At 68.6% G+C, this 20,484-nt stretch carries 18 protein-coding genes; 13 read left to right on the top strand and 5 right to left on the bottom strand.

The annotated features are described in order from the left end of the window. Positions 1–142: 142 nt before the first annotated feature. From hutU to ABIB29_RS11505, 4 genes are all read left to right on the top strand, one after another. On the top strand, positions 143–1,846 hold the full coding sequence (gene hutU / locus ABIB29_RS11520) for a urocanate hydratase (protein ID WP_354172868.1): 1,704 nt from the start codon (positions 143–145) through the stop codon (positions 1,844–1,846). Continuing rightward, positions 1,843–3,435 (top strand): histidine ammonia-lyase, encoded by a 1,593-nt coding sequence (gene hutH / locus ABIB29_RS11515; RefSeq protein WP_354172866.1) that lies wholly within the window; start codon positions 1,843–1,845, stop codon positions 3,433–3,435. The genes hutU and hutH overlap by 4 nt, the downstream gene beginning before the upstream one ends. A gap of 150 nt (positions 3,436–3,585) precedes the next feature. Next, the gene (locus tag ABIB29_RS11510; protein ID WP_354172864.1) at positions 3,586–3,831 is read left to right on the top strand and encodes a hypothetical protein; all 246 of its coding nucleotides are present in this window, start codon (positions 3,586–3,588) and stop codon (positions 3,829–3,831) included. Positions 3,832–3,944: 113 nt separating this feature from the next. Continuing rightward, complete coding sequence (locus ABIB29_RS11505) at positions 3,945–5,249, top strand: cation:proton antiporter (RefSeq protein ID WP_354172862.1); 1,305 nt, start codon at positions 3,945–3,947, stop codon at positions 5,247–5,249. Between the two features lie 48 nt (positions 5,250–5,297). Here the strand turns inward: ABIB29_RS11505 and hutG are convergent, their stop codons facing one another. Both hutG and ABIB29_RS11495 read right to left on the bottom strand, forming a co-directional pair. Continuing rightward, a complete protein-coding gene (gene hutG, locus ABIB29_RS11500) occupies positions 5,298–6,251 on the bottom strand; it encodes a formimidoylglutamase (protein WP_354172860.1) in 954 nt (317 codons plus the stop codon). Positions 6,252–6,440: 189 nt separating this feature from the next. Continuing rightward, positions 6,441–7,883: an NCS2 family permease gene (locus ABIB29_RS11495; RefSeq protein WP_354172858.1), complete on the bottom strand. Its 1,443-nt coding sequence runs from the start codon at positions 7,881–7,883 to the stop codon at positions 6,441–6,443. 110 nt (positions 7,884–7,993) lie between these two features. Here ABIB29_RS11495 and ABIB29_RS11490 point away from each other — a divergent pair, with 110 nt between their 5' ends. Then, positions 7,994–8,587 (top strand): copper resistance CopC family protein, encoded by a 594-nt coding sequence (locus ABIB29_RS11490; protein ID WP_354172856.1) that lies wholly within the window; start codon positions 7,994–7,996, stop codon positions 8,585–8,587. Between the two features lie 126 nt (positions 8,588–8,713). Here the strand turns inward: ABIB29_RS11490 and ABIB29_RS11485 are convergent, their stop codons facing one another. Next, entirely contained in the window at positions 8,714–9,340 is a 627-nt protein-coding gene (locus ABIB29_RS11485) for an NAD(P)/FAD-dependent oxidoreductase (protein ID WP_354172907.1), read from the bottom strand. Between the two features lie 480 nt (positions 9,341–9,820). Between ABIB29_RS11485 and ABIB29_RS11480 the strand changes: the two genes are divergently transcribed. The 5 genes from ABIB29_RS11480 to ABIB29_RS11460 all read left to right on the top strand — a co-directional run bounded on the left by ABIB29_RS11480 (position 9,821) and on the right by ABIB29_RS11460 (position 16,876). Beyond that, positions 9,821–10,858, top strand: a complete 1,038-nt coding sequence (locus tag ABIB29_RS11480) for a universal stress protein (RefSeq protein WP_354172855.1) — start codon at positions 9,821–9,823, stop codon at positions 10,856–10,858. A 58-nt stretch (positions 10,859–10,916) separates the two neighbouring features. Then, entirely contained in the window at positions 10,917–13,658 is a 2,742-nt protein-coding gene (locus ABIB29_RS11475) for a PEP/pyruvate-binding domain-containing protein (protein ID WP_354172853.1), read from the top strand. Between the two features lie 102 nt (positions 13,659–13,760). Further along, positions 13,761–14,885, top strand: a complete 1,125-nt coding sequence (locus ABIB29_RS11470; protein ID WP_354172851.1) for a LolA family protein — start codon at positions 13,761–13,763, stop codon at positions 14,883–14,885. Between the two features lie 46 nt (positions 14,886–14,931). After that, positions 14,932–15,963, top strand: a complete 1,032-nt coding sequence (locus ABIB29_RS11465) for an ABC transporter ATP-binding protein (protein WP_354172849.1) — start codon at positions 14,932–14,934, stop codon at positions 15,961–15,963. 112 nt (positions 15,964–16,075) lie between these two features. After that, positions 16,076–16,876, top strand: coding sequence for an ABC transporter permease (locus ABIB29_RS11460; protein WP_354172905.1), 801 nt, complete (start codon positions 16,076–16,078; stop codon positions 16,874–16,876). Positions 16,877–16,924: 48 nt separating this feature from the next. Here the strand turns inward: ABIB29_RS11460 and ABIB29_RS11455 are convergent, their stop codons facing one another. Together ABIB29_RS11455 and ABIB29_RS11450 are read right to left on the bottom strand one after the other, a co-directional pair. Then, complete coding sequence (locus ABIB29_RS11455; protein ID WP_354172847.1) at positions 16,925–17,191, bottom strand: C40 family peptidase; 267 nt, start codon at positions 17,189–17,191, stop codon at positions 16,925–16,927. Positions 17,192–17,452: 261 nt separating this feature from the next. Further along, entirely contained in the window at positions 17,453–17,626 is a 174-nt protein-coding gene (locus tag ABIB29_RS11450; protein WP_354172845.1) for a hypothetical protein, read from the bottom strand. Between the two features lie 360 nt (positions 17,627–17,986). Here ABIB29_RS11450 and ABIB29_RS11445 point away from each other — a divergent pair, with 360 nt between their 5' ends. From ABIB29_RS11445 to ABIB29_RS11435, 3 genes are all read left to right on the top strand, one after another. Then, positions 17,987–18,673 carry a hypothetical protein gene (locus tag ABIB29_RS11445; RefSeq protein WP_354172843.1) on the top strand — a complete coding sequence of 229 codons (687 nt, stop codon included), beginning with the start codon at positions 17,987–17,989 and terminating at the stop codon, positions 18,671–18,673. 109 nt (positions 18,674–18,782) lie between these two features. After that, entirely contained in the window at positions 18,783–20,000 is a 1,218-nt protein-coding gene (locus ABIB29_RS11440; RefSeq protein WP_354172842.1) for a molybdopterin-dependent oxidoreductase, read from the top strand. Further along, positions 19,997–20,449 carry a hypothetical protein gene (locus ABIB29_RS11435; RefSeq protein WP_354172840.1) on the top strand — a complete coding sequence of 151 codons (453 nt, stop codon included), beginning with the start codon at positions 19,997–19,999 and terminating at the stop codon, positions 20,447–20,449. The genes ABIB29_RS11440 and ABIB29_RS11435 overlap by 4 nt, the downstream gene beginning before the upstream one ends. The last annotated feature ends 35 nt before the right edge of the window (positions 20,450–20,484 follow it).

Below are 20,484 nucleotides of genomic sequence, written 5' to 3'. Positions count from 1 at the left end.
GAGCCGGGGCAGGGGAGGCGGCGTCCTTGTCTGGAATCCCGGACAGTACCCCTCCGTAGGCCCTGTTTCCGCGGCCGCGGACAGGCTTTAGTTGATACAGAACCTCATTCCCGGAACCACCAAGACACAAAAGGAGCCCCTCATGGCACCCGCCGATTTCACCACCGGTGCCCGCCCGGTCAAAGCAGCCCGCGGCACCGAGCTCACTGCCAAGAGCTGGCAGACCGAAGCCCCGCTGCGCATGCTCATGAACAACCTGGACCCCGAGGTCGCCGAACGCCCCGATGACCTGGTGGTTTACGGCGGCACCGGCCGCGCCGTCCGCAGCTGGGCCGCGTTCGATGCGATCACCCGCACCCTGGAAACCATGGAAAAGGACGAGACCCTGCTGGTCCAGTCCGGCAAACCGGTCGGTGTCTTCCGCACCAACGAATGGGCGCCGCGGGTGCTCCTGGCCAACTCCAACCTCGTCGGCGACTGGGCAAACTGGCCCGAGTTCCGCCGGCTTGAGGCCGAGGGCCTGATGATGTACGGCCAGATGACCGCCGGGTCCTGGATCTACATCGGCACCCAGGGCATCCTGCAGGGCACCTTCGAAACCTTCGCCGCGATCGCCCGCAAGCTCACCGGCGACGAAAACGGAACCCTCGCCGGCACCCTGACCCTCACCGGCGGCTGCGGCGGCATGGGCGGCGCCCAGCCGCTCGCCGTCACCCTGAACGACGGCGCCTGCCTGATCGTCGACGTCGACGAAAGCCACCTGCGCCGCCGCGCCGGCAAGCGCTACCTTGACGAAGTGGAGACCGACCTCGACGCCGCGATCGCCAAGGTCCTGGCGGCCAAGGAAGAGCGCCGCGGCTGGTCTGTCGGCTACGTCGGCAACGCCGCGGAGGTTTTCCCGGAGATCCTGCGCCGCCACAACGCCGGTGAGCTCACCGTGGACATCGTCACGGACCAGACCTCCGCGCACGACCCCCTGAGCTACCTGCCCGAGGGCATCACGGTCGAGGAATGGCACCGCGAAGCCGCCGCCGACCCGGAAGGTTTCACCAAGAAGGCCCAGTCCTCGATGGCCAGGCACGTGGCGGCCATGGTCGAGTTCCAGGACGCCGGCGCCGAGGTCTTCGACTACGGCAACTCCATCCGCGACGAGGCCCGCAAGGGTGGCTACAACCGTGCCTTCGAGTTCCCCGGCTTCGTCCCGGCGTACATCCGGCCGCTGTTCTGCGAGGGCCTGGGCCCGTTCCGCTGGGTGGCGCTCTCCGGCGACCCGGAGGACATCGCGGTCACGGACAAAGCCATCAAGGAACTCTTCCCGGAGAACAAGCACCTGCACCGCTGGATCGACGCCGCCGCCGAGCGCGTCGAGTTCGAAGGCCTCCCGGCCCGCATCTGCTGGCTGGGCTACGGCGATCGTGCCAAGGCCGGGCTGCTGTTCAACCAGCTCGTCAAGGAGGGCAAGGTCAAGGCGCCCATCGTGATCGGCCGCGACCACCTCGACTCCGGCTCCGTCGCCTCCCCGTACCGCGAAACCGAAGCCATGGCTGACGGCTCGGACGCCGTGGCCGACTGGCCGCTGCTCAACGCGCTGCTCAACACCGCCTCCGGCGCCACCTGGGTCTCCATCCACCACGGCGGCGGCGTCGGCATCGGCCGCTCCATCCACGCCGGCCAGGTCTCGGTTGCCGACGGCACCGAACTCGCAGCGCAGAAGCTCGAGCGCCTGCTCACCAACGACCCCGGCATGGGCGTCATCCGCCACGCCGACGCCGGCTACGACCGCGCCGTCGAAGTCGCCAAAGAGCGCGGCGTCCGCATCCCCATGAACGAAGGAACTGCAAAGTGACACTCACCACCCACTCACCGCTCACTGTCACCCTTGGTTCCAGCGGCGTCACTCCCGAGGACGTCGTCGCCGTCGCCCGCCACGACGCCCAGGTGACCATCTCCCAGGACGCCCTCGACGCCGTCGCCAGGGTCCGCGCCCACATCGACGGCCTGGCCCACAGCGAGGTCCCCGCGTACGGCATCTCCACCGGTTTCGGCGCGCTGGCCAACCGGCACATCCCCAACGAACTGCGCACCCAGCTGCAGAAATCGCTGATCCGCAGCCACGCCGCCGGCATGGGCCCGGCCGTGGAACGCGAGGTCGTCCGCGGCATCATGTTCCTGCGCGCCAAGACCCTCGCGTCGGGCCGCACCGGCGTGCGCCCGGTGGTCCTGCAGACCATGGTGGAGGTCCTCAACGCCGGCATTACCCCGGTGGTCCGCGAATTCGGCTCGCTCGGCTGCTCCGGCGATCTCGCCCCGCTCTCCCACTGCGCCCTCGTCCTGATGGGCGAAGGCGAAGCCGCCGGCCCGGACGGTGAACTCTACGGCGGCAAGGACGGCCGCCCGGTCGCCGAGCTCCTCGCCGCGCACGGGATCGAGCCCGTCACCCTGGCCGAGAAGGAAGGCCTGGCGCTGGTCAACGGCACCGAGGGCATGCTGGGCATGCTGCTGATGGCCATCGCGGACATCCGCCAGCTGCTCACGACGGCGGATATCACCGCCGCGCTCAGCGTCGAGGCGCTGCTGGGCACCGACCAGGTGTTCCTGCCCGAACTGCATGCGGCCCTCCGCCCGCACCCGGGCCAGGCCGCCTCCGCGGACAACATGCTCCGGGTCCTGTCCAACTCACCGATCGTGGCCTCGCACCGGATCAACGACACCAAGGTCCAGGACGCATACTCGCTGCGCTGCGCCCCCCAGGTGGCCGGGGCGGTCCGCGACACCGTGGACCATGCGGCCATGGTCGCTTCCCGCGAGCTGGCCGCCGCGATCGACAACCCGGTGGTCCTGCCGGACGGCCGGGTCAGCTCCAACGGCAACTTCCACGGCGCCCCGGTGGCCTACGTGCTGGACTTCCTGGCGATCGCCGTCGCGGACCTGAGCTCCATCGCCGAGCGCCGGACAGACCGCATGCTGGATCCGGCCCGCTCGCACGGGCTGCCCGCGTTCCTCGCGGCAGATCCCGGCGTCGATTCGGGGCTGATGATCGCCCAGTACACCCAGGCCGGGCTGGTCTCGGACAACAAGCGGCTGGCGGTCCCGGCGTCGGTGGATTCGATCCCCAGCTCCGCGATGCAGGAGGACCACGTGTCGATGGGCTGGCACGCGGCCCGCAAACTCCGCCGCGCGGTGGAGAACCTGCGCCGCGTCCTGGCGATCGAACTCGTGACCTCGGCCCGGGCACTCGACATCCGCACCCAGCTCTCCGACGGCGAACTCACCCCGGGACCCGCCGGCGCCGCCGTGATCGCCGCGCTGCGCGACGTCGTCGACGGTCCCGGCACGGACCGGTTCCTGTCCCCGGAGCTGGAGGCGGCGGACCGCCTCGTTGCCTCGGGCAGGGTGCGGGCGGCGGCCGAATCCGCCGTCGGAAATCTCGCCTGAGGGAAAACAAAATGCAGTCCGGGTGAACAATTTCCGGCGCCCCCGAAATAGTGGGCAACACGGCCCGCGGGGACCCGGGAACTGTAGTACAAATGGAAAGTCACACCAACGAAGTTGTGACAAAGAACATATACAAAGGGGTAGAAGTTCATGAAAGCACGCGGGACGGTTATGTCCAGACGGCTGGCATCGGTCAGTGCGGTCTCCGACTGGCGGAGCCTCAAAGCCGGGGACCGGGTCGAAATCCTTAAGCATGCCCAGGTTTTGGCGGCCGGTGAGGTCGAAGAAGTCTCGCTGAGCGGCAATGTTCTCTGGCTGGTGCCGGCGGCACCGGCGGTCCCTTCTGAGAACGGGCTTTTCCTGAAATCCGATGGCGTGGAGGTGCGGCGCAGCTAGCCGCAACCGGTTTTCGCGCCGCTGACGCGTATCTTGGTGAGGGGGCGCCGTTCCGTAGGGACGGGCCCCCTACCCATCCCCGGGCATCCGGGTCCCGGCAGGAGGAATACGCAGTGTTTGAGGCTCCCAGCATTATTTTTGCAGCGGCAGGCATGGCCGTCTTCGCTGCCGCACTTCTGCCCAAGCTGCTGCGCAATGCGCCGCTGTCGATGCCGATGGTCTTCCTGGCCGCCGGCATGCTGGCCTTCACGTTCATCCCGGAACTGCCGGACCCGGACCCCCTGCAATACGGGGAGTTCACCACCCACCTGACTGAAATCTGCGTCATCATCTCCTTGATGGGCGCCGGCCTCGCGCTGGACCGCCCCGTGGGCAGGCGCGCATGGTCGACCACCTGGCGGATGCTGGGGATCGCCATGCCGATCTGCATCGTGGCTCTCACCCTGCTGGGGCTCGGGGTGCTGGGGCTGGGGCTCGGTGCCGCGCTGCTGATCGCGGCGGCGCTCGCGCCGACCGACCCCGTGCTGGCCTCGGAAGTCCAGGTGGGGGAGCCCGCCGATGACGAGGACGAAACCGAGCAAGGCGAAGACGAGATCCGCTTCGGCCTCACCTCCGAGGCAGGCCTGAATGACGGGCTGGCTTTCCCGTTTGTCTACCTGGCCATTGCCATCAGCCTGGTCGGTCCCTCGCCGTCCGAGTGGTTCGTTTCCTGGTTCGCCACCGACGTCGTGTGGCGGATCGGTATGGGCGTGCTGCTCGGCTGGCTGGCAGGGAAGGCGTTGAGCCTGCTGTTCTTCTCCGCCCGTGACAGCATCCGGCTGGCCAGCCACTCCGAAGGCTTCGTGGCGCTGGCGGCGACTTTCCTGGCCTACGGGGTGACGGAAATGCTGGAAGGCTACGGGTTCATCGCCGTCTTTGTGTGTGCGGTGACCATCCGGGCCGCGGAACGGACGCATGGATTCCACCGTGTGATGCACTCCTACGTGGAGCAGCTAGAACGGCTTATGACGGTGGTCATCCTGGTGCTCCTGGGCGGCGCGATTGCCCGGGGCCTGCTGGCCGGCATTGGCTGGGCGGAGATCCTGGTGGCGCTGGCGTTCCTGCTGGTCGTCCGTCCGCTGGCCGGCTGGATCGGCCTGGCGCGGAGCAAGACCGGCCCGCGGGAACGGATCGCCATCGCCTTCTTCGGCATCCGCGGCATCGGCTCGCTCTATTACCTCGCTTACGCGCTCAGCAAGGGCGACTTCGACGCCCACGCCGAGCAGCTGTGGGCGTTCATCGGCCTGGTGGTGGCAATGTCCATCGTGCTGCACGGGGCAACGACGGCGCCGGTCATGAACCGGCTGGACCGGCTCCGCGAACGGAAGGCCGTGCAGCAGTATGGCGACGAGGGCAAGGCGCCGAAGACACCCATCTGACGGGGCCGCTCCTGCCGGCGGCCGGGCGCTGTGCCCGCCAGCCGCAGACTACCCCAGCAGCGTGTTGACCAGCCGCGCGGCCACCTTCGCCGTGCGGGCGTCCGGATCGAACTCCGGGTTCAGTTCGGCGACATCGAGGTGCAGCAGCTTTCCGCTCGCGGCCACCTGGCGGCACACCGCGCTGATCACCGGCAACGGCACGCCGTAGGCTGCCGGTGCGCTCACGCCCGGCGCCACCGAGGCCGGCAGCACATCCAGGTCGATGGTCAGATACAGGGCGTCGACCTGCGCCAGGAACGCAGCCACGAACGCGTGCGCGGCCTCGTCTGAGCAGTCCTCGTCCAGCAGGTAGTCCACGCCCAGCTCTTCCGCGGTCCGGAACAGCGCCCGGGTGTTGTTCGGCTCGGAGATCCCGACGACGGCGTACCTCAGCTCGCGGCCCGCGGCGGCTTCCGCCCGGGCCATCTGCAGGAACGGGGTCCCGGAACTGGGCACGGCCTCGTCGCGGAGGTCGAAGTGGGCGTCCAGGTTCAGCACCCCCACGCGCAGGCCCTCCCGGACCGCCGCCGAGCCTGCCACGCCCAGATAGCTCGCGAACGCCGTTTCGTGCCCGCCGCCCAGCACCACGGGAAGCTGCCCGGCGTCGAGCAGGCTGGTGATCGCAAGCCCGGCACGCGCCTGTCCGGCCTCCAGGGCGTCCCCGGCCACGGTGACGTCGCCGGCGTCGTGCACTTCCCGGCCGAGATGGAAGGCGAGCGGACCGAGGGCGGCGCGGATCGCGGCGGGGGCCGCGGCGGCACCGGCGCGGCCCTTGTTGCGGCGCACCCCGGCATCGCTGCCGAACCCGAGAATGACGGCGGGCCGGGCGGAGGCGGGCTGGACGCGGCGCGGGGCGTACGGCGTGACAGCCTGCCACCAGCGGCGGTGCTCGGGGCCGTCGCCGTCGAACCGTCCGGTCCAGGGCTGCGGCGGGACATCTACGGCGGGCACGGGAGAAACCATGCCCCAAGCTCACCGCAGCCCGGGCCGGAAAACCAGCCGCGCCGCCGTCGGACTGTCCGTAATCCCGGAATCCGGGCCCAAACGCCGCAAAAAACCGCCGGGGTGGGACGTCGCGCCGATGTTTAGAACAAACATGGGCTCGACGTCCCACCCGGGCGGAGGGGGAACCTGCGGGGGAGGAACGAAGGGTTAGTGCATCCCCAGCGCGGCCTCGATCGGGCCGATCGCGAAGAACAGCAGGAATGCCGCGGCCACAGCCCACATCAGCGGGTGCACCTCACGCGCGCGGCCCTGGAAGGTGCGGATCAGCACGAAGGTGATGAAGCCGGCACCCAGGCCGTTGGCGATTGAGTAGGTGAACGGCATCAGCGTGAAGGTCAGGAAGGCCGGGATCGCGATCCCCAGGTCCTGCCAGTCGATCTTGCCGACCTGGGAGACCATCATGAATCCGACGACGACCAGCGCCGGGGCCACGGCTTCGAACGGCACGAGGTTGATCAGCGGGGTGAAGAACATGGCCACGAGGAACAGCAGGCCGGTGACGATCGAGGCCAGGCCGGTCCGGGCGCCTTCGCCGATGCCGGCGCCGGATTCGACGTAGATCTGGTTCGAGGAGACCGAGGCGCCGCCGCCGATGATCGCGCCGAGCGCGTCCACCTGCAGTACACGGTCCACGTTGGGGATGTTGCCGTCCTTGTCGATGCTGCCGGCCTCCGTGGCCAGGCCCACCATGGTGCCCATGGCATCGAAGAAGATGCTGAGCAGGATCACGAACGCCAGCAGGGTCGCGGCGACAAAGCCGAGGTGCTCAAAGGCGCCGAACGGGTTGGCCTGCCCGATCAGTGACAGGTCCGGGGCCGCCCATTCGGAGAACGCTGGGGCCACGAGGGACCAGCCCTGCGGGTTGTACGTCTTGCCGTCGAAGCTGGGGCCGATGTGCAGCGTGAATTCCAGGATCACGGACAGGATGGTCGAAGCGACGATGCCGATCAGGATCGCGCCCTTGACCTTGCGCACCACGAGGGCGATGGTGAGGATCAGGCCGAAGACAAAGACCAGGGTGGGCCAGCCCAGCAGCTTGCCGTCGAAGCCCAGGCCGACCGGAACGGTGGTGCCGGCAACATCCGGGATGCGGCGCACGAAGCCCGCGTTGACCAGGCCGATCAGGGCGATGAACAGGCCGATGCCCACCACGATCGCGGTCTTCAGCCCTTCCGGCACCGCCTTGAAGACTGCGGTCCGGAAACCGGTGAGGACCAGGATCAGCATGGTGACGCCCGAGAGCACGACGAGGCCCATCATGTCCGGCCAGGTCAGGCCGGGGTTGGTGGCCACGGTGACGGCGACGAAGGCGTTGACTCCGAGGCCTGTTGCCAGCGCGAAGGGGTGCTTGGCCCACGCGCCCATCAGGATGGTCAGGATGCCGGCCGCAAAGGCTGTGACGGCGGCGACGGCGGCGAAGCCGAGGGTGGCGCCGGTGGAATCGGGCCCCGAGAGGATCAGCGGGTTCAGCACCACGATGTAGCTCATGGCGAAGAACGTGGCGAAGCCTCCCCGGATCTCCCGCGAGAAGTTCGACCCCCGCTCGGATATCTTGAAGTACCGGTCGAGTGCAGAGCCCTGCTTGAGCATTAGTCCTCCGGGAGGTGTGGATAGTTACTTGAATCCTATTGGGCGCGCACCCGGCGTCCGGCCGATTTCGCCTAGTCTGTAAGGAAGCCAACACTAGGAGCAGCTTTTCCATGCGCCTCATCCGACAGCTTTTTAGTGCCCTCCTGGGCGCCGCGATGCTCGCCGCCGCCCTGCTGGGGGCGGTTGCTCCGGCTTCGGCCCACGATGCCGCCGAATCCACCAGCCCGGCCACCGGCGCCACCGTGGCGGCGCCACCGGAGCAGGTCTCGGTCACGTTCAATAAGAATCCGCTGGCGCTTGGGTCGCAGATTCTGGTGAACGATCCCGCCGGCACCAACTGGGCCGACGGCGCCGTCGAGATCGTGGACAACGTGGCCTCGCAGACGCTCAAGGCCGGCGCCCCGGCCGGTGCCTATACGGTGCTGTGGCGCGTGGCCAGTTCGGACGGCCACCCGATCGAGGGCAGCTTCACGTTCACCGCCACCGCCGGAGCCCCAGGCTCGACGGCGGTTGCTGCGGTCCCCTCGATGGGAACCGCCCAGCCGGGCATCACGCCGGCGCCGGCGCGGCCGGCCAGCTCCGCGGAGCCGTTCCCCTGGAGCATCGTGATCTTTGTGGGAACAGCCATCGGCATCATGGTGGTCCTGGGTCTGATGGCCAGGAGCCGCCTCAAGCCGGGCTCCGGCAGGGACACCGAAAGCTGACCAGAAGCAACGCGGGGTCACTCCGCGCCCATCCGGTGCCCCTGGATGGGCCGTATGTGGCCCCGCGTTGTTTGATTCCGAGGCGGCCTGCTCCGGTCAGGCATGCTCCGGTCAGGCATGCTCCGGTCAGGCCGGTGCGGCGAGGTCGTAGTACCCCGGGAGGGCGGCGGGAAAGCCGTCCGGGTAAACCTTGGCGGAGATCGCCTGGCCCACCACCTTGGCCTGGCGCAGTACTTCCTTCGGCGTCGGGGTGATGAGTTCGCCCACGCCCACGAGGTACATCCCCAGGGCGTGCATGGTCGCCATCAGGTTTTGCCCGGCGGTCATGCCGAGCTCGGAGAGCATCCGGCGCAGCTGGCTGTGGGCACAGCGCGTCAGGACGAGGTGATCCGCCAGGAGGACGCCGCCGGGGGTGCGGACGGCCCACTGCTGGGCGGGGCCGGTGACGCCGGCATCAACGTGGTCCAGCTGCAGGGCCCGGATATCGTTCCGGACGTCCAGCTTGTGGCTGGCGGCGTAGTTCCGCAGATGCCGGAGGATCTCGTTGCGCTCCCGCAGGCTGCCGGCGTCGGCAGCGTCGCAGCGTTGCAGGGAGGAGGTGTTGGCCGGATGGCCGGCGCCCAGCAGATCGAGCCCGTCCACAATGATGGAGTCCACGCCGCGCCGCTGCAGCTCGCTGGCAACCGCCAGCCCGGACAGGCCGGTGCCGATGACGACGGCTGTGGTCCGTTCGATACCACCGGACATAGGCATGGTCGACACGGCAGGTCCCTCCTCGAATGGTGCCAATTACGGGGCCGATGCCCCGTACGCGTTCCGCTGCCCGCCTGACCGCCTGCTCTCATCGCATTCATGGGAAGCTTCCGCGTTCTGACACACGAGTCTCGGTTCAGCAACGCCTCGAAGACTACCTAACATTTCCGGCCGTGGGTAGAGCAGCTGCCACATTGGCAGGTCCCGGAATTTCCCGGGCTTTTCCGGCGGCACCGCGGGCATCTTCCGCAGTTTTCCGGGGCCGCCGGAAGGCGTGTAAACACTGGGTAAAACCTGCGTGACGCCCCAATCCAGAGCTCATTCGTGGCGCTTGCTTGTTCCCGGCAAACCGAGAATAGTTGTGAACACCAGGGGTTCTAGCCGCAGATTCTTCGGGCGCGTCGCCAATGGACGCTGCATGCCGACACGTCTGGCAGAATAGCCGCAACATCAGGCAAGAATCGCGAGGAGGCGGACCCCATGGGCCGAGAACAGGTGCATCCGGATCCGGCAGGGGACGCCCCCGGCGGGTCCGCGGCGCCCCGGGGGATCGTGGTCGGCGTCGACGGTTCAGACCACAGCAAGTGCGCCCTGGTATGGGCCGCCCGCGAGGCCGAGCGCCGCAATCGTCCGTTGCACATCGTGACCGCCTATTCCGTTCCGATCTTCGCGGCGTCAGGGCTCGACGGCGGGTACGCCACCGTTGACGATTCAGTGATCCGCGAAGGCGCGGAGGCCATCCTGAAGCAGGCCGTGGACAAGGTGGCCGGGTACCTGATCGACGTCGACGCCTCCGTCGAGAACGGCGATGCCTCCGGCGTCCTGCTGGAAATGTCTGAGACCGCCGAGCTGCTGGTCTTCGGCACCCGGGGCCGGGGCGGTTTCGTCGGCCGGCTGCTCGGTTCCGTCAGCAGCGCCCTCCCCGCGCACGCCAAATGCCCCACGGTCACCGTGCCCCTGATCTGCGCCGACCGCCTCGGCGAAACCACCGACGACAAGCATGTCCTCGCGGAGCGGGCGAAGTCCGGTCACGTCCCGGTCGAAAACGTGGTGGTGGTGGGGGTCGACGGCTCCGAACAGGCCCGAGTCGCGGTGTTGGAGGCAGCAACGCAGGCCGAGCGGCTCTCGGCACCGCTGCGGGTGGTGTGCGCGGTACCGCAGTACAGCGGTTCGCTCGCCTGGGTACCCGCGCCGATGGACCGGGACGCGCTTTTCGCCGACATAAGGGTCCAGCTCGAGGCCGGCACCGCCTGGATCAGGAGCCACTTCCCCCACCTCACGCTGGAGACACAGCTCGTGGATGGCTCACCCGTGGACATCCTCGTCGAGGCCAGCCGGCATGTGGAACTGGTGGTCGTCGGCACCCGCGGCCGCGGCGGCTTCGCCGGGATGCTGCTCGGATCCACCTCGGACGGGATCCTGCACCACGCCAAAGGCCCCGTCATGGTGGTCCCGGACCGGGACGATCCCCGGCTGGCGGACCGGGTGAACTTCGGCCCCATCCTCGGCGATTCATAGCCCGGAGCGGACCCGGGCCCGGGACGGAAAGCTTCCTCGGTGAAGGGGGGACCCGCACGTGGACCAGCTCCCCGGCCGTGGTGAGCCGCGGCAGGAACCGCAGCCCGGGCTGGTGCTTGCACTGGAGCTGGCCGGCGCCGGGCTGCTGCCCGACGTCGGCGGCAAAGCGGCCAACCTTGGTGAATTACGGCGCGCCGGGCTGCCGGTTCCCGCGGGGTTCTGCCTGACCACCCAGGCCTACCGGCGTACCACTGCGCCCGCCGGGCTCGAGGTGATCCACGCTGAGCTGGCAGCGACCGCCCCGGATGACCTTCCGGCGCTCGCCCGTCTGGCCGCCGCCGCCCGGGCGCAGGTCCTGGCCACCGACGTCCCTGCCGACATTGCCGAGGCCGTCCGGGCCGCCTACGCGGCGTTGGGCGCGAACGCCCCGGTGGCGGTGCGCTCGTCCGCCACCGCCGAGGACCTGCCGTTCGCCAGCTTCGCCGGCCAGCAGGACACCTTCCTGAATGTCGTGGGCGCCGAGGCGGTCCTGGCCGCCGTCCGGCAGTGCTGGGCATCGCTCTGGACGGACCGCGCCGTGAGCTACCGCGCCACCCACGGGATCAGCCCCTCAACGGTGACGCTCGCCGTGGTGGTCCAGCAGATGGTGGACGCGGCCGTGGCCGGAGTCCTGTTCACCGCGAATCCGGTGACCGGACGGCGGCATGAAGCAGTCATCGATGCCAGCCCCGGGCTCGGCGAAGCGGTGGTGTCCGGGGCAGTCAACCCGGACCACTTCGTCGTCGACAGCGCCACGGGCAGAATTCTGGAGCGCCGGACCGGTAGCAAGGGGGTGGCCATCCGGCCGCTGCCGGGCGGCGGGACCGAACGCATCGACCAGTCGGGTTCCGGGTCGCAGCCCTGCCTGGTGGATGCCCAGATCCTGGCGCTGGAGCGCCTTGGCCGGCGCGCGGAAGTGCACTTTGGCGCCCCGCAGGACCTCGAATGGGCCATTGACGGCGGCGGGGTGGCATGGCTGACGCAATCGCGGCCCATCACCACCCTCTACCCGCTGCCGGAGCTGCCTCGAAGCCGGGACGGGACCCGCGTCTACCTGTGCTTCAGCCTGGCACAGGGCCTGACCCGCCCGCTGACCCCGATGGGGCTGGCAGGCTTCCGGCTGATTGCCTCGTCCGTGGCACGGGCCGCGCAGTTCGAAGTCCCTGTACCGCACGACGGGCCGCCGCCGTACGTCCAGGCCGGCCAACGCATGTTCGTCGACCTGACCCCGGTGGTGCGCAGCGCCCTTGGACAGGCCATCGTGCCGCGGGTGTTCGACGTTATGGAGGCCCGCTCCGCGGCAGTGCTCCGGCGGCTGTTCGCGGACCCCCGCTTTTCGGTCACCAGCAGGTCTCCCTGGCGGGTGCTTCGGCATGCCGGCCCCGTGGCGGCGCGGGCCAGAGTCCCGGAGGCGCTGCTCCGCGCCGTGTTCCGGCCCGAGGCCGCTCTGCGCCGCGTTGAACGGTTCGGCGAACGGTTCAGGGCCGCCCTCGTCGTACCGGCCGGGTCCACCCCGGTGCAGCGGCTGGACCACGTGGAGCGCATCCTCGGGCAGGAGCTCTTCCCGGTGGTACCCAACATCCTGCCGCTGCCCGCCGTGGGCTTTGCCCTGCTGGCGGCCGCCGGCAGGCTGCTGGGGCCCGGCGCCGGCCCGGGGGCACTGCAGCCGGTGCTGCGGGGTCTTCCCCACAACGTGACCACCGAAATGGACCTGGCCCTCTGGCAGCTCGCCTCCGCCATCCGGGCCGACGCCGGATCCGCCGCGGTGTTCGAGGGCGCCGTGTTCGATGAAACAGGGGTGCCGGGGCTGGTCCGCCGCTACCGGGCCCGCGAACTGCCCGCCGTCGTGCAGTCCGGGATCGCTAACTTCCTGGGCCGGTACGGGCACCGTGCGGTGGCGGAAATAGACCTGGGAATGCCGCGGTGGTCCGACGATCCGACCCATATCCTCGGAGTCCTTGCCAACTACCTGCGGCTAAAGGATCCCGGCCAGGCCCCGGACCGGCTGTTCAGCAAGGCGGCACGTGACGCTGAGTCCCAGGTGGAACGGCTCGCCGCCGCCGCGCGGGAGCGGGGAAGGCTGCGCGCAGCACTGGTGCGGGCGGCGTTGAAACGCACCAGGATGTTTGCCGGGCTGCGGGAACTGCCGAAGTACCACATCGTCGAGGCCCTGGGCGCGGTGCGCGGGCAACTCCGGGCGATCGGGACGGAACTCGCGGCCACAGGGAGCATCACTGAAGCGGACGACGTCTTCTTCCTGGACCTGGTCGAGGTCCGCGAGGGCCTTGCGGGAAGGCACCTGCACCGCGTCGCGGAGGAGCGCCGCGAAGCGTACGCCCAGGAACTGGGCCGCCGGCACATCCCGCGGGTGCTGCTCTCGGACGGGACAGAACCTGAGGCGTTGCAGGCCGCCAGGGCGGAGGGGGGATCTGCGGGAGTACTGACGGGCACTCCGGCGTCGGCGGGCACGGTTACCGCCGCGGCACGCGTCATCCTGGAACCACAGGGCGCGCATCTGGAGCCCGGCGAGATCCTCGTGGCCCCATCCACGGACCCGGGCTGGACGCCGCTGTTCCTGACCGCCGGCGGACTGGTGATGGAAATGGGTGGTCCCAACTCACACGGCGCCGTCGTCGCCCGGGAGTACGGGATTCCCGCAGTGGTCGGGGTTCCGGAGGCCACCTCGCGGATCATCACCGGCCAGAGCGTCACGCTCGACGGCGCCGCCGGCACCGTCGAGCCCGGCGGCCGCCCGGACTAATCTGCCGGGCAAAGGTGAAACGGGCCACTTCCGGGCGTAGTGTTGAATCATGAGCTGCAAGGTTGGAGCGCGGTCGCGATGACCCGCAAATGGTTGCGTTGGATGCCCGCTGTTGTAGTCCCTGCCGTGATCGCGGCAGGCGTCCTGTCCGGATCCCTTCCCGCGAGCGCCGGAGACCCGCTGCCGGAGAAGACCCCGCAGCAGGTGTTGCTCATGGTCGCCCAGCATGGCGAAAAAGCCCTGTCCGGGACGCTGGAACAAAGCTCCGAGATCGGCCTGCCGGAACTTCCGAGGTCCGGGTCCGGTGCGGGCTCCGCGGAGATGGCCTGGCTGGAGCTGCTGACCGGACCTCACACCGCCCGCGTCTACCTGGACGGGCCTGAAAAAGCCCGGGTACAGATCATGGACCGGATGGCGGAACGGAACGCGGTCCGGAATGGTGACGAGCTCTGGTTCTACAATTCCAAGGACAACACGGCCGCCCACGCGCAACTTCCTGCCGATGCTGGGAGCCGCCACGAATCCCGGCCCGGAACCGTAGCGACCCCCGAGGAGCTGGCCGACAAGTTGCTCGCCAAACTCGACGCGAGCACGGAGGTGACCGTCGGACCGGATGTCCAGGTCGCCGGGCGGGCAGCCTACAATCTGATGCTGACCCCGACCGCGGATTCCACCCTGGTGGATTCGGTCGCCATCGCGGTCGACGGCGAAAGCGGACTTCCGCTCGGCGTCGAAGTGAAGGCGCAGGGACAGGCCGAGCCGGCTTTCAGCGTCGCCTTCACGAGCCTCTCGCTGGAGGCCCCGGATTCCGCCATTTTCAACTTCACCCCGCCGCCCGGGGCCACTGTGGAGGAAATCCCAGTGCCGGACCACAAGGCCGCCGCCATGCCGCCGTCGGATGCTGCCGCGGCGAAGGCCGCGAAGCGGCCCACCGTCACAGGCACGGGTTGGGCCTCGGTGCTCGAGTTCCCGGCGGGAGCAATGGCGCTGCCGGGCCAGGCCGGGCCCTCTGACCCTGCGACTGCCAATCCCCTGCAGCCCACGCCCTCCGATCCGGAAGGAACCCGGTCCGGCGCCGCCGCCCTGCTGGAGCAGGCCGCGGTTGCCGTTCCGGGCGGGCGTCTCGTGTCGACATCGCTGGTGAATGTGCTGATCCTCGACGACGGGCGCATCCTCGTCGGTTCCGTGCCGTTGGAGCGGCTGCAGGCCGCGGCCGCGGTGCGGTGAACCACCCGGTGACCACCGCGTGACGGCTGCCGCGCCGGCGACGGAATTGAGCATCGAGACCACTGGTCTCAGCAAGCGCTTCGGGCACCAGCTGGCCGTTGACAGTGTTGATCTGGCCGTGCCGACGGGCTCGGTCTTCGGCTTCCTGGGTCCCAACGGCTCAGGGAAGACCACCACGATCCGGCTCATGCTCGGGCTCGCTGCGGCCACGGGTGGCTCTGTCCGGCTCCTCGGCGAGGAGATACCGCGGCACCTGCACTCGGTGCTGCCCCGCGTGGGTGCCCTGGTCGAGGGACCGGCGTTTTATCCTTTCCTCTCCGGTGCGGCCAACCTGCACCGCTTAGATGCCGCCGACCCGCATGTTCCCGCCGCCACGCGGAAGTCGCGGGTCCAGTCGGCGCTGGAGCGGGTGGGCCTGACGCATGCCGCGGACAAGAAGGTCCGGGCCTATTCGCTGGGCATGAAGCAGAGGCTCGGCATCGCCAACGCCCTGCTGGCACCCCGCGACCTCCTGATCCTGGACGAGCCCACGAACGGGCTGGATCCGCAGGGGACCCGGGAGGTCCGCAGCCTGGTCCGCTCACTCGCGGCCGACGGCGCCACCGTGTTGGTCTCCAGCCACCTGCTGGCCGAGGTGGAACAGATCTGCACGCACGCGGCCATCATGAGTGCTGGCCGGCTGGTGGCGCAGGGAACCCTCGCGGAGCTGCGCCAGGGCGGTCAGGCGCGGATCCGGGTTCTAACGCCCGACGCGGGGACCGCGGCCGAGGTGCTCGCCCGGTTGGGCCTGACCGCGGCCGTCGCCGGGCCGGGGCCAGCAGGGCCGGGTGCCGCCGGGGTGCCAGGCCGTTCAGCGTCGGGCAGCACAGGTTCCAGCAGTGAAATCCCCGGCAGCACCGGCGCGGTGCTCTACGCTCCCCTTCCGGCGGTGGCAGGGAACGGAGCCGTGGCCCCGGAAGCGGTCGTGTCCGCCCTGGTGGCGGCCGGCGTCCGGGTCCGGGGCTTCGCCACCGAACAGGTCAGCCTGGAGGAACGCTTCGTGGCACTGACGGGGGAGGGCTTCGACGTTGTCCAGTAAAGAATCCAGTCCCAGCGAAACAGCCCCGGCGGGTGACGGCCGCCGGGACGGCCCCGGTGGACGTCCCGCGGCCGCGTCAGCATCAACGCCGCGGAGGCAGTGGGGCCGTGGGCTGCTTGCATCCGAGCTCGGTGTGCTCTTCCGCCGCCGCCGGACCTGGGCCATGCTGTGCGCGCTGGCGGCGATTCCGATCCTGATCGCTGTGGCGGTGCGGTTGTCCTCCGCGGTCCCGCCCGGCCGGGGACCGGCGTTCCTGGACCGGATTTCGCAGAACGGTTTGTTCGTCGGCGTGACCGCCATGCTGGTATCCGTCCCGCTGTTCCTGCCGCTGACGGTGGGGGTGGTGGCGGGCGATACGGTGGCCGGAGAGGCCGGGCTGGGAACCCTGCGCTATCTGCTGGTGGCGCCCGCGGGCCGGATCCGGCTGCTGCTGGTGAAATACGCCGGGGCCGTGGCCTTCGCTGTTGCGGCGCCGCTCGTGGTGGCGCTGGTCGGGGCCGGCATCGGTGCGGCACTCTTCCCCGTGGGGCCGGTCACGCTGCTCTCCGGGGACTCCATCGGGGCAGCGGAGGCACTGCAGCGGCTGCTGTTGATTGCCGCCTATCTTGCTGTGTCGCTGATGGGCCTGTCGGCGATCGGGCTCTTTATGTCCACCCTTACCGACGTCCCCGTGGGTGCGATGGCGTCCACGGTGGTGCTCTCGGTGGTCTCGCAGGTGCTGGATGCGCTGCCGCAGCTGGAATGGCTGCACCCGTGGCTGTTCAGCCATTACTGGCTGGACTTCGCGGACCTGCTCCGCCAGCCCATTGCGTGGGATTCCTTCCTCACCAATGCGCTGCTGCAGGGCGGCTACGTCGCCGTGTTCGGTGCGCTCGCCTACGGCAGGTTCATCACCAAGGACGTGCTCTCCTAAAAGCGGTCACCGGCCGTGCTGTCTCCGGCCTCGCATTGCCGGGGCCGCTCAGTAGCGGGCGGCTACGGGGTGAAGTTGCATTCCTGACATCGCAGCAAGGTCTGTCACGGTAATTCCCGCGTCCTCGTTCAGCGCCAGGACCACACGTCCGCCGCCGAGGTAGATCGCCACATGGTAGAAACCCGGTGCCGAGCCCCGGACCAGCAGGTCCCCGGGCTGGGCCTGGGAGAGCGGAACATGCAGGGGTGCCTGGGCGAACTGCTGGGACGCCGTGCGGGGCAGGTGTTTTCCGGCCGCGGCGAACGCGTTCTGCACCAGGCCGGATCAGTCGAATCCCCGGGTGTGCCCGTTCCGCCGTACTGGTAGAAATGCCGCGCTGGTAGAAATAGGGCGCGCCGACTTTAGCGCACCGGAGGGCTTCTGTTCGGCGCTGCGCCTAATAAAGCGTTCCTCTGCCGGCTCGGCAGTGCAGGCCTCCTGGCCCGCTGGGAACCAATCCATGAGGTCAAGACCCGGGCGCGAAGGGTCTGACTCGCGGCCTAAGCGCTGGCGGTCGTACGGCCGGCCGGCCGCAGTTCACCGGCCAGGCTGGTCCTGCCCCACCACCTCAGAGATGAGCTGCAGCATCGCCCGGTGCGTGAGGTTGTCGCGATTTTCAAGGATCTCGATGATGCGGTGCAGTGTCCTCCCCGTGCCCTTGGCCGACAAGTTCTGAAGCGACTGAGCCGGGGTGGGTGCGGTCGGGTCCATGTTGTGGCGTGGATGCTGGGCATGGGCAGACGGGTGTGGACCCCCGGCTCCGCACAGGAGCTGCTCTCAATATCCAACTAAAAACGTCTCCACAAAAACCGGGGTTTGACACCCTGCTAAACAAGCCGTTGCCAGGGTTGCGGGTCGACGCCACCAGCGAAGAATATCGGTGCCTGCCTTCCTGGTCTCTGTTTGTGGTTGTGTAACGGGTTGGTGTCGGTTCCGGGGTGACCCATCCGGGGCGGGGGTGTTCCCGAAGTACTCCTGACAGATCAAGCCGGACCCGCTGGAAAGTGTCAGGCCGTATTGCACGGCCGCGGGACCGGGACCATCCACTCAACCCTTTCAAGGAGTACTGCCATGCGTACATCTCTCAAGACTTTCCTCGGCGTTGCCGCTGCCGGTTCACTCATGTTCTCCCTGGCCGCCTGCAGCCCGGCCAACACCGCGTCCACCGCCCCGGCCACCTCGGCCTCGGCGTCCTCGTCGGCTGCGGCTGAGAAGCCGGAGCCGCTGGCCTCGATCCCGGCGCTGACCGGTGTGTCCACTGCGGTGAAGCTTGATGCGTCCTTCGCGAAGGCCCTGGAGACGTTGAAGCTGACTCCGGGCACGGTCGGGACCGCCGAACTGACCGACGGTTCGCTGATTTTCCCGATCACCGGCGGCAAGGTCGATTACTACGACCCTGCCAAGGACTACCGCCCGTTCGTTCAGGGCCTGATCAGCCACGCCGATTCCGGGTTCTCCCTCACCGCCGGGGACACGAAGGTGGACCTGACCAACTTCACGATCGATCCGGGGACTTCCAAGCTCTACGGTGACGTCGCGGTCAACGGTGAGACGGCCGTGAAGCAGGCTTACATCTTCAACCTCGACGGCTCCACCCTGAAGCCCCTGCAGGCCGCCGGTGACACCGCGGTCCTGGAAGGCACCCGCGTGCTGATCTCCGACACCGCCGCCGGCCTGCTGAACAAAACCTTCAACACCGACGCCGTGAAAGCCGACATGCTCGTCGGCATCGCCAAGATCACCGTCAACACCAAATAACACCCACCAGGAATAGCCGAGAACGCCACGGACCTTGGGGGTCCGTGGCTTCTCGGTTTGGCGGTTAGAGTGGTCCCTGGCGGCCACGGAATTGTGAAGTGATCCAGACATGCAAAAGCTTGACGGGCAGAAGATCACCGAGGCATTGGCGGCGAAGTTTGCCTCGCCGACGCGGAGCACACGTCTGACTGTTGTCCTGGGCCGCTGGCTCGGGATCACTTTCACTATCTGTTTTTTCACCGGGCTTTTCAGCCATGGACTTCAAAATCCGCCGTCGTGGATGTTCTTTCCCACCAGTCCTGTGTGGATCTACCAGCTCACCCAGGGACTGCACGTGACGGCCGGTATCGCCGCGATTCCGCTGCTGCTGGCGAAGCTTTGGTCGGTATACCCGGAACTGCTGACGTGGCCGCCGGTTAAGTCCTTCGTGCATGGCCTTGAGCGGGCCTCCATTGCCCTGTTCATTGCCTCGTCGCTGCTGCAGCTGACCACGGGCCTGATCAATACCTACAAGTGGTATCCGTGGCCGTTTCCGTTTCGCGAAACCCACTACTGGCTGGCGTGGGTGATCTGGGGCTCGCTCCTGCTGCACGTTGCCGTCAAACTCCCCGCCATTGCCGCTCACTGGCGTCGGCGATCGCCAAAGGGTCTCGCGGTCGGCCGGCCGGCCGCGAAGGACCCCGATACTTCCGGCGTCGATCCCTCATCCGACGCCGCGGCAACGGATCCCGGCCGCTGGTCCCGGCGGGGGTTTTTGGCGGCTGTCGCAGCCGCGACCGGAGTTGTCGTCGTGACGACGGCAGGACAGTCGTTCTCCTGGCTGGCACCGGCCAGCCTGTTCGCCCCGCGCAAGATGGGGACCGGTCCCCAAGGTGTGCCGGTGAACCGGACCGCAGCCGATGCCAAAGTGACCAAACTGGCGAAGTCCCCGACCTGGGTGCTTATGGTGCGCTCAGGGTCTTCCAGCCTGTCTTTCACCCTGGAGGAGCTCCGGGCGATGCCCCAGCACAGCCACGAACTGCCGATCGCGTGCGTTGAAGGATGGAGCCAGATGGCTACGTGGCGGGGCGTCCGCGTCCAGGACCTGATCGCCGTTGTTGGCGCTCCCGCGGGTTCTGAACTCCGGTTCACCAGCCTGGAGCCGGAAGGCGCTTACCGCACGATGAACATGCCGGCTGAGTACACCCGGGACGAGAAGACGCTGGTGGCCCTGGAACTCAACGGTTCGGTCTTAGATTTGGACCATGGCTACCCGGCCCGAATCATCGCCCCCGGCCGTCCCGGAGTGCTGCAGACCAAGTGGTTGCACAGCGTGGAGGTCCTGTGAAAACGTCCTTGACGGTCAAAGCCGCCCGGGGAGCGCTCGGGGTCGCGGGCGTGGCCATGCTCGTCTACGGGATGCTGGGGCTGCCCACGCAACTGGGTCCGTCGCAGCTGATCGGCCTGCTGACATGGATGGCCGTTGCCATCCTCATCCACGACGGCGTCATTGTGCCGCTCTCCACGCTTGCCGGGGCGGGCCTGACCCGGGCAGGTGCGAAACTCCAATCCCCGTCCGCGGCCGTCCTGCGCGGTGCCCTGCTCACCGGTGCCGTGGTGACCCTGCTGGCGGGGATCCTCTTAAAGGCCCAGTCCGTGGCGCAATCCGCCACGGTCCTGGAGGCCGATTACGCCGTGAACCTTGTGTGGTTCTGGGTAGTCCTGGCCCTGGCCGCCGCCGCCGCCATCTTCTTTTTGGAACGTCGGGCCCGCTTGGCAAGGACCATACGTCCCTGACCACAGACACCGGCTGATTACCGGACCTTGGGGAG

The organism is Arthrobacter sp. UYEF36, from assembly GCF_040547025.1.
Lineage (GTDB): Bacteria > Actinomycetota > Actinomycetes > Actinomycetales > Micrococcaceae > Arthrobacter.
The sequence above is the reverse complement of the archived record's forward strand: the minus strand, read 5'-3'. Positions and strand labels throughout refer to the sequence as shown.

Excerpts from the sequence above, each read along its gene's own strand:
- hutU (WP_354172868.1), top strand. The coding sequence starts at position 143 with ATGGCACCCGCCGATTTCACCACCGGTGCCCGCCCGGTCAAAGCAGCC.
- ABIB29_RS11510 (WP_354172864.1), top strand. The coding sequence starts at position 3,586 with ATGAAAGCACGCGGGACGGTTATGTCCAGACGGCTGGCATCGGTCAGT.
- hutG (WP_354172860.1), bottom strand. The coding sequence starts at position 6,251 with ATGGTTTCTCCCGTGCCCGCCGTAGATGTCCCGCCGCAGCCCTGGACC.
- ABIB29_RS11495 (WP_354172858.1), bottom strand. The coding sequence starts at position 7,883 with ATGCTCAAGCAGGGCTCTGCACTCGACCGGTACTTCAAGATATCCGAG.
- ABIB29_RS11490 (WP_354172856.1), top strand. The coding sequence starts at position 7,994 with ATGCGCCTCATCCGACAGCTTTTTAGTGCCCTCCTGGGCGCCGCGATG.
- ABIB29_RS11485 (WP_354172907.1), bottom strand. The coding sequence starts at position 9,340 with ATGCCTATGTCCGGTGGTATCGAACGGACCACAGCCGTCGTCATCGGC.
- ABIB29_RS11480 (WP_354172855.1), top strand. The coding sequence starts at position 9,821 with ATGGGCCGAGAACAGGTGCATCCGGATCCGGCAGGGGACGCCCCCGGC.
- ABIB29_RS11470 (WP_354172851.1), top strand. The coding sequence starts at position 13,761 with ATGCCCGCTGTTGTAGTCCCTGCCGTGATCGCGGCAGGCGTCCTGTCC.
- ABIB29_RS11450 (WP_354172845.1), bottom strand. The coding sequence starts at position 17,626 with ATGGACCCGACCGCACCCACCCCGGCTCAGTCGCTTCAGAACTTGTCG.
- ABIB29_RS11445 (WP_354172843.1), top strand. The coding sequence starts at position 17,987 with ATGCGTACATCTCTCAAGACTTTCCTCGGCGTTGCCGCTGCCGGTTCA.
- ABIB29_RS11440 (WP_354172842.1), top strand. The coding sequence starts at position 18,783 with ATGCAAAAGCTTGACGGGCAGAAGATCACCGAGGCATTGGCGGCGAAG.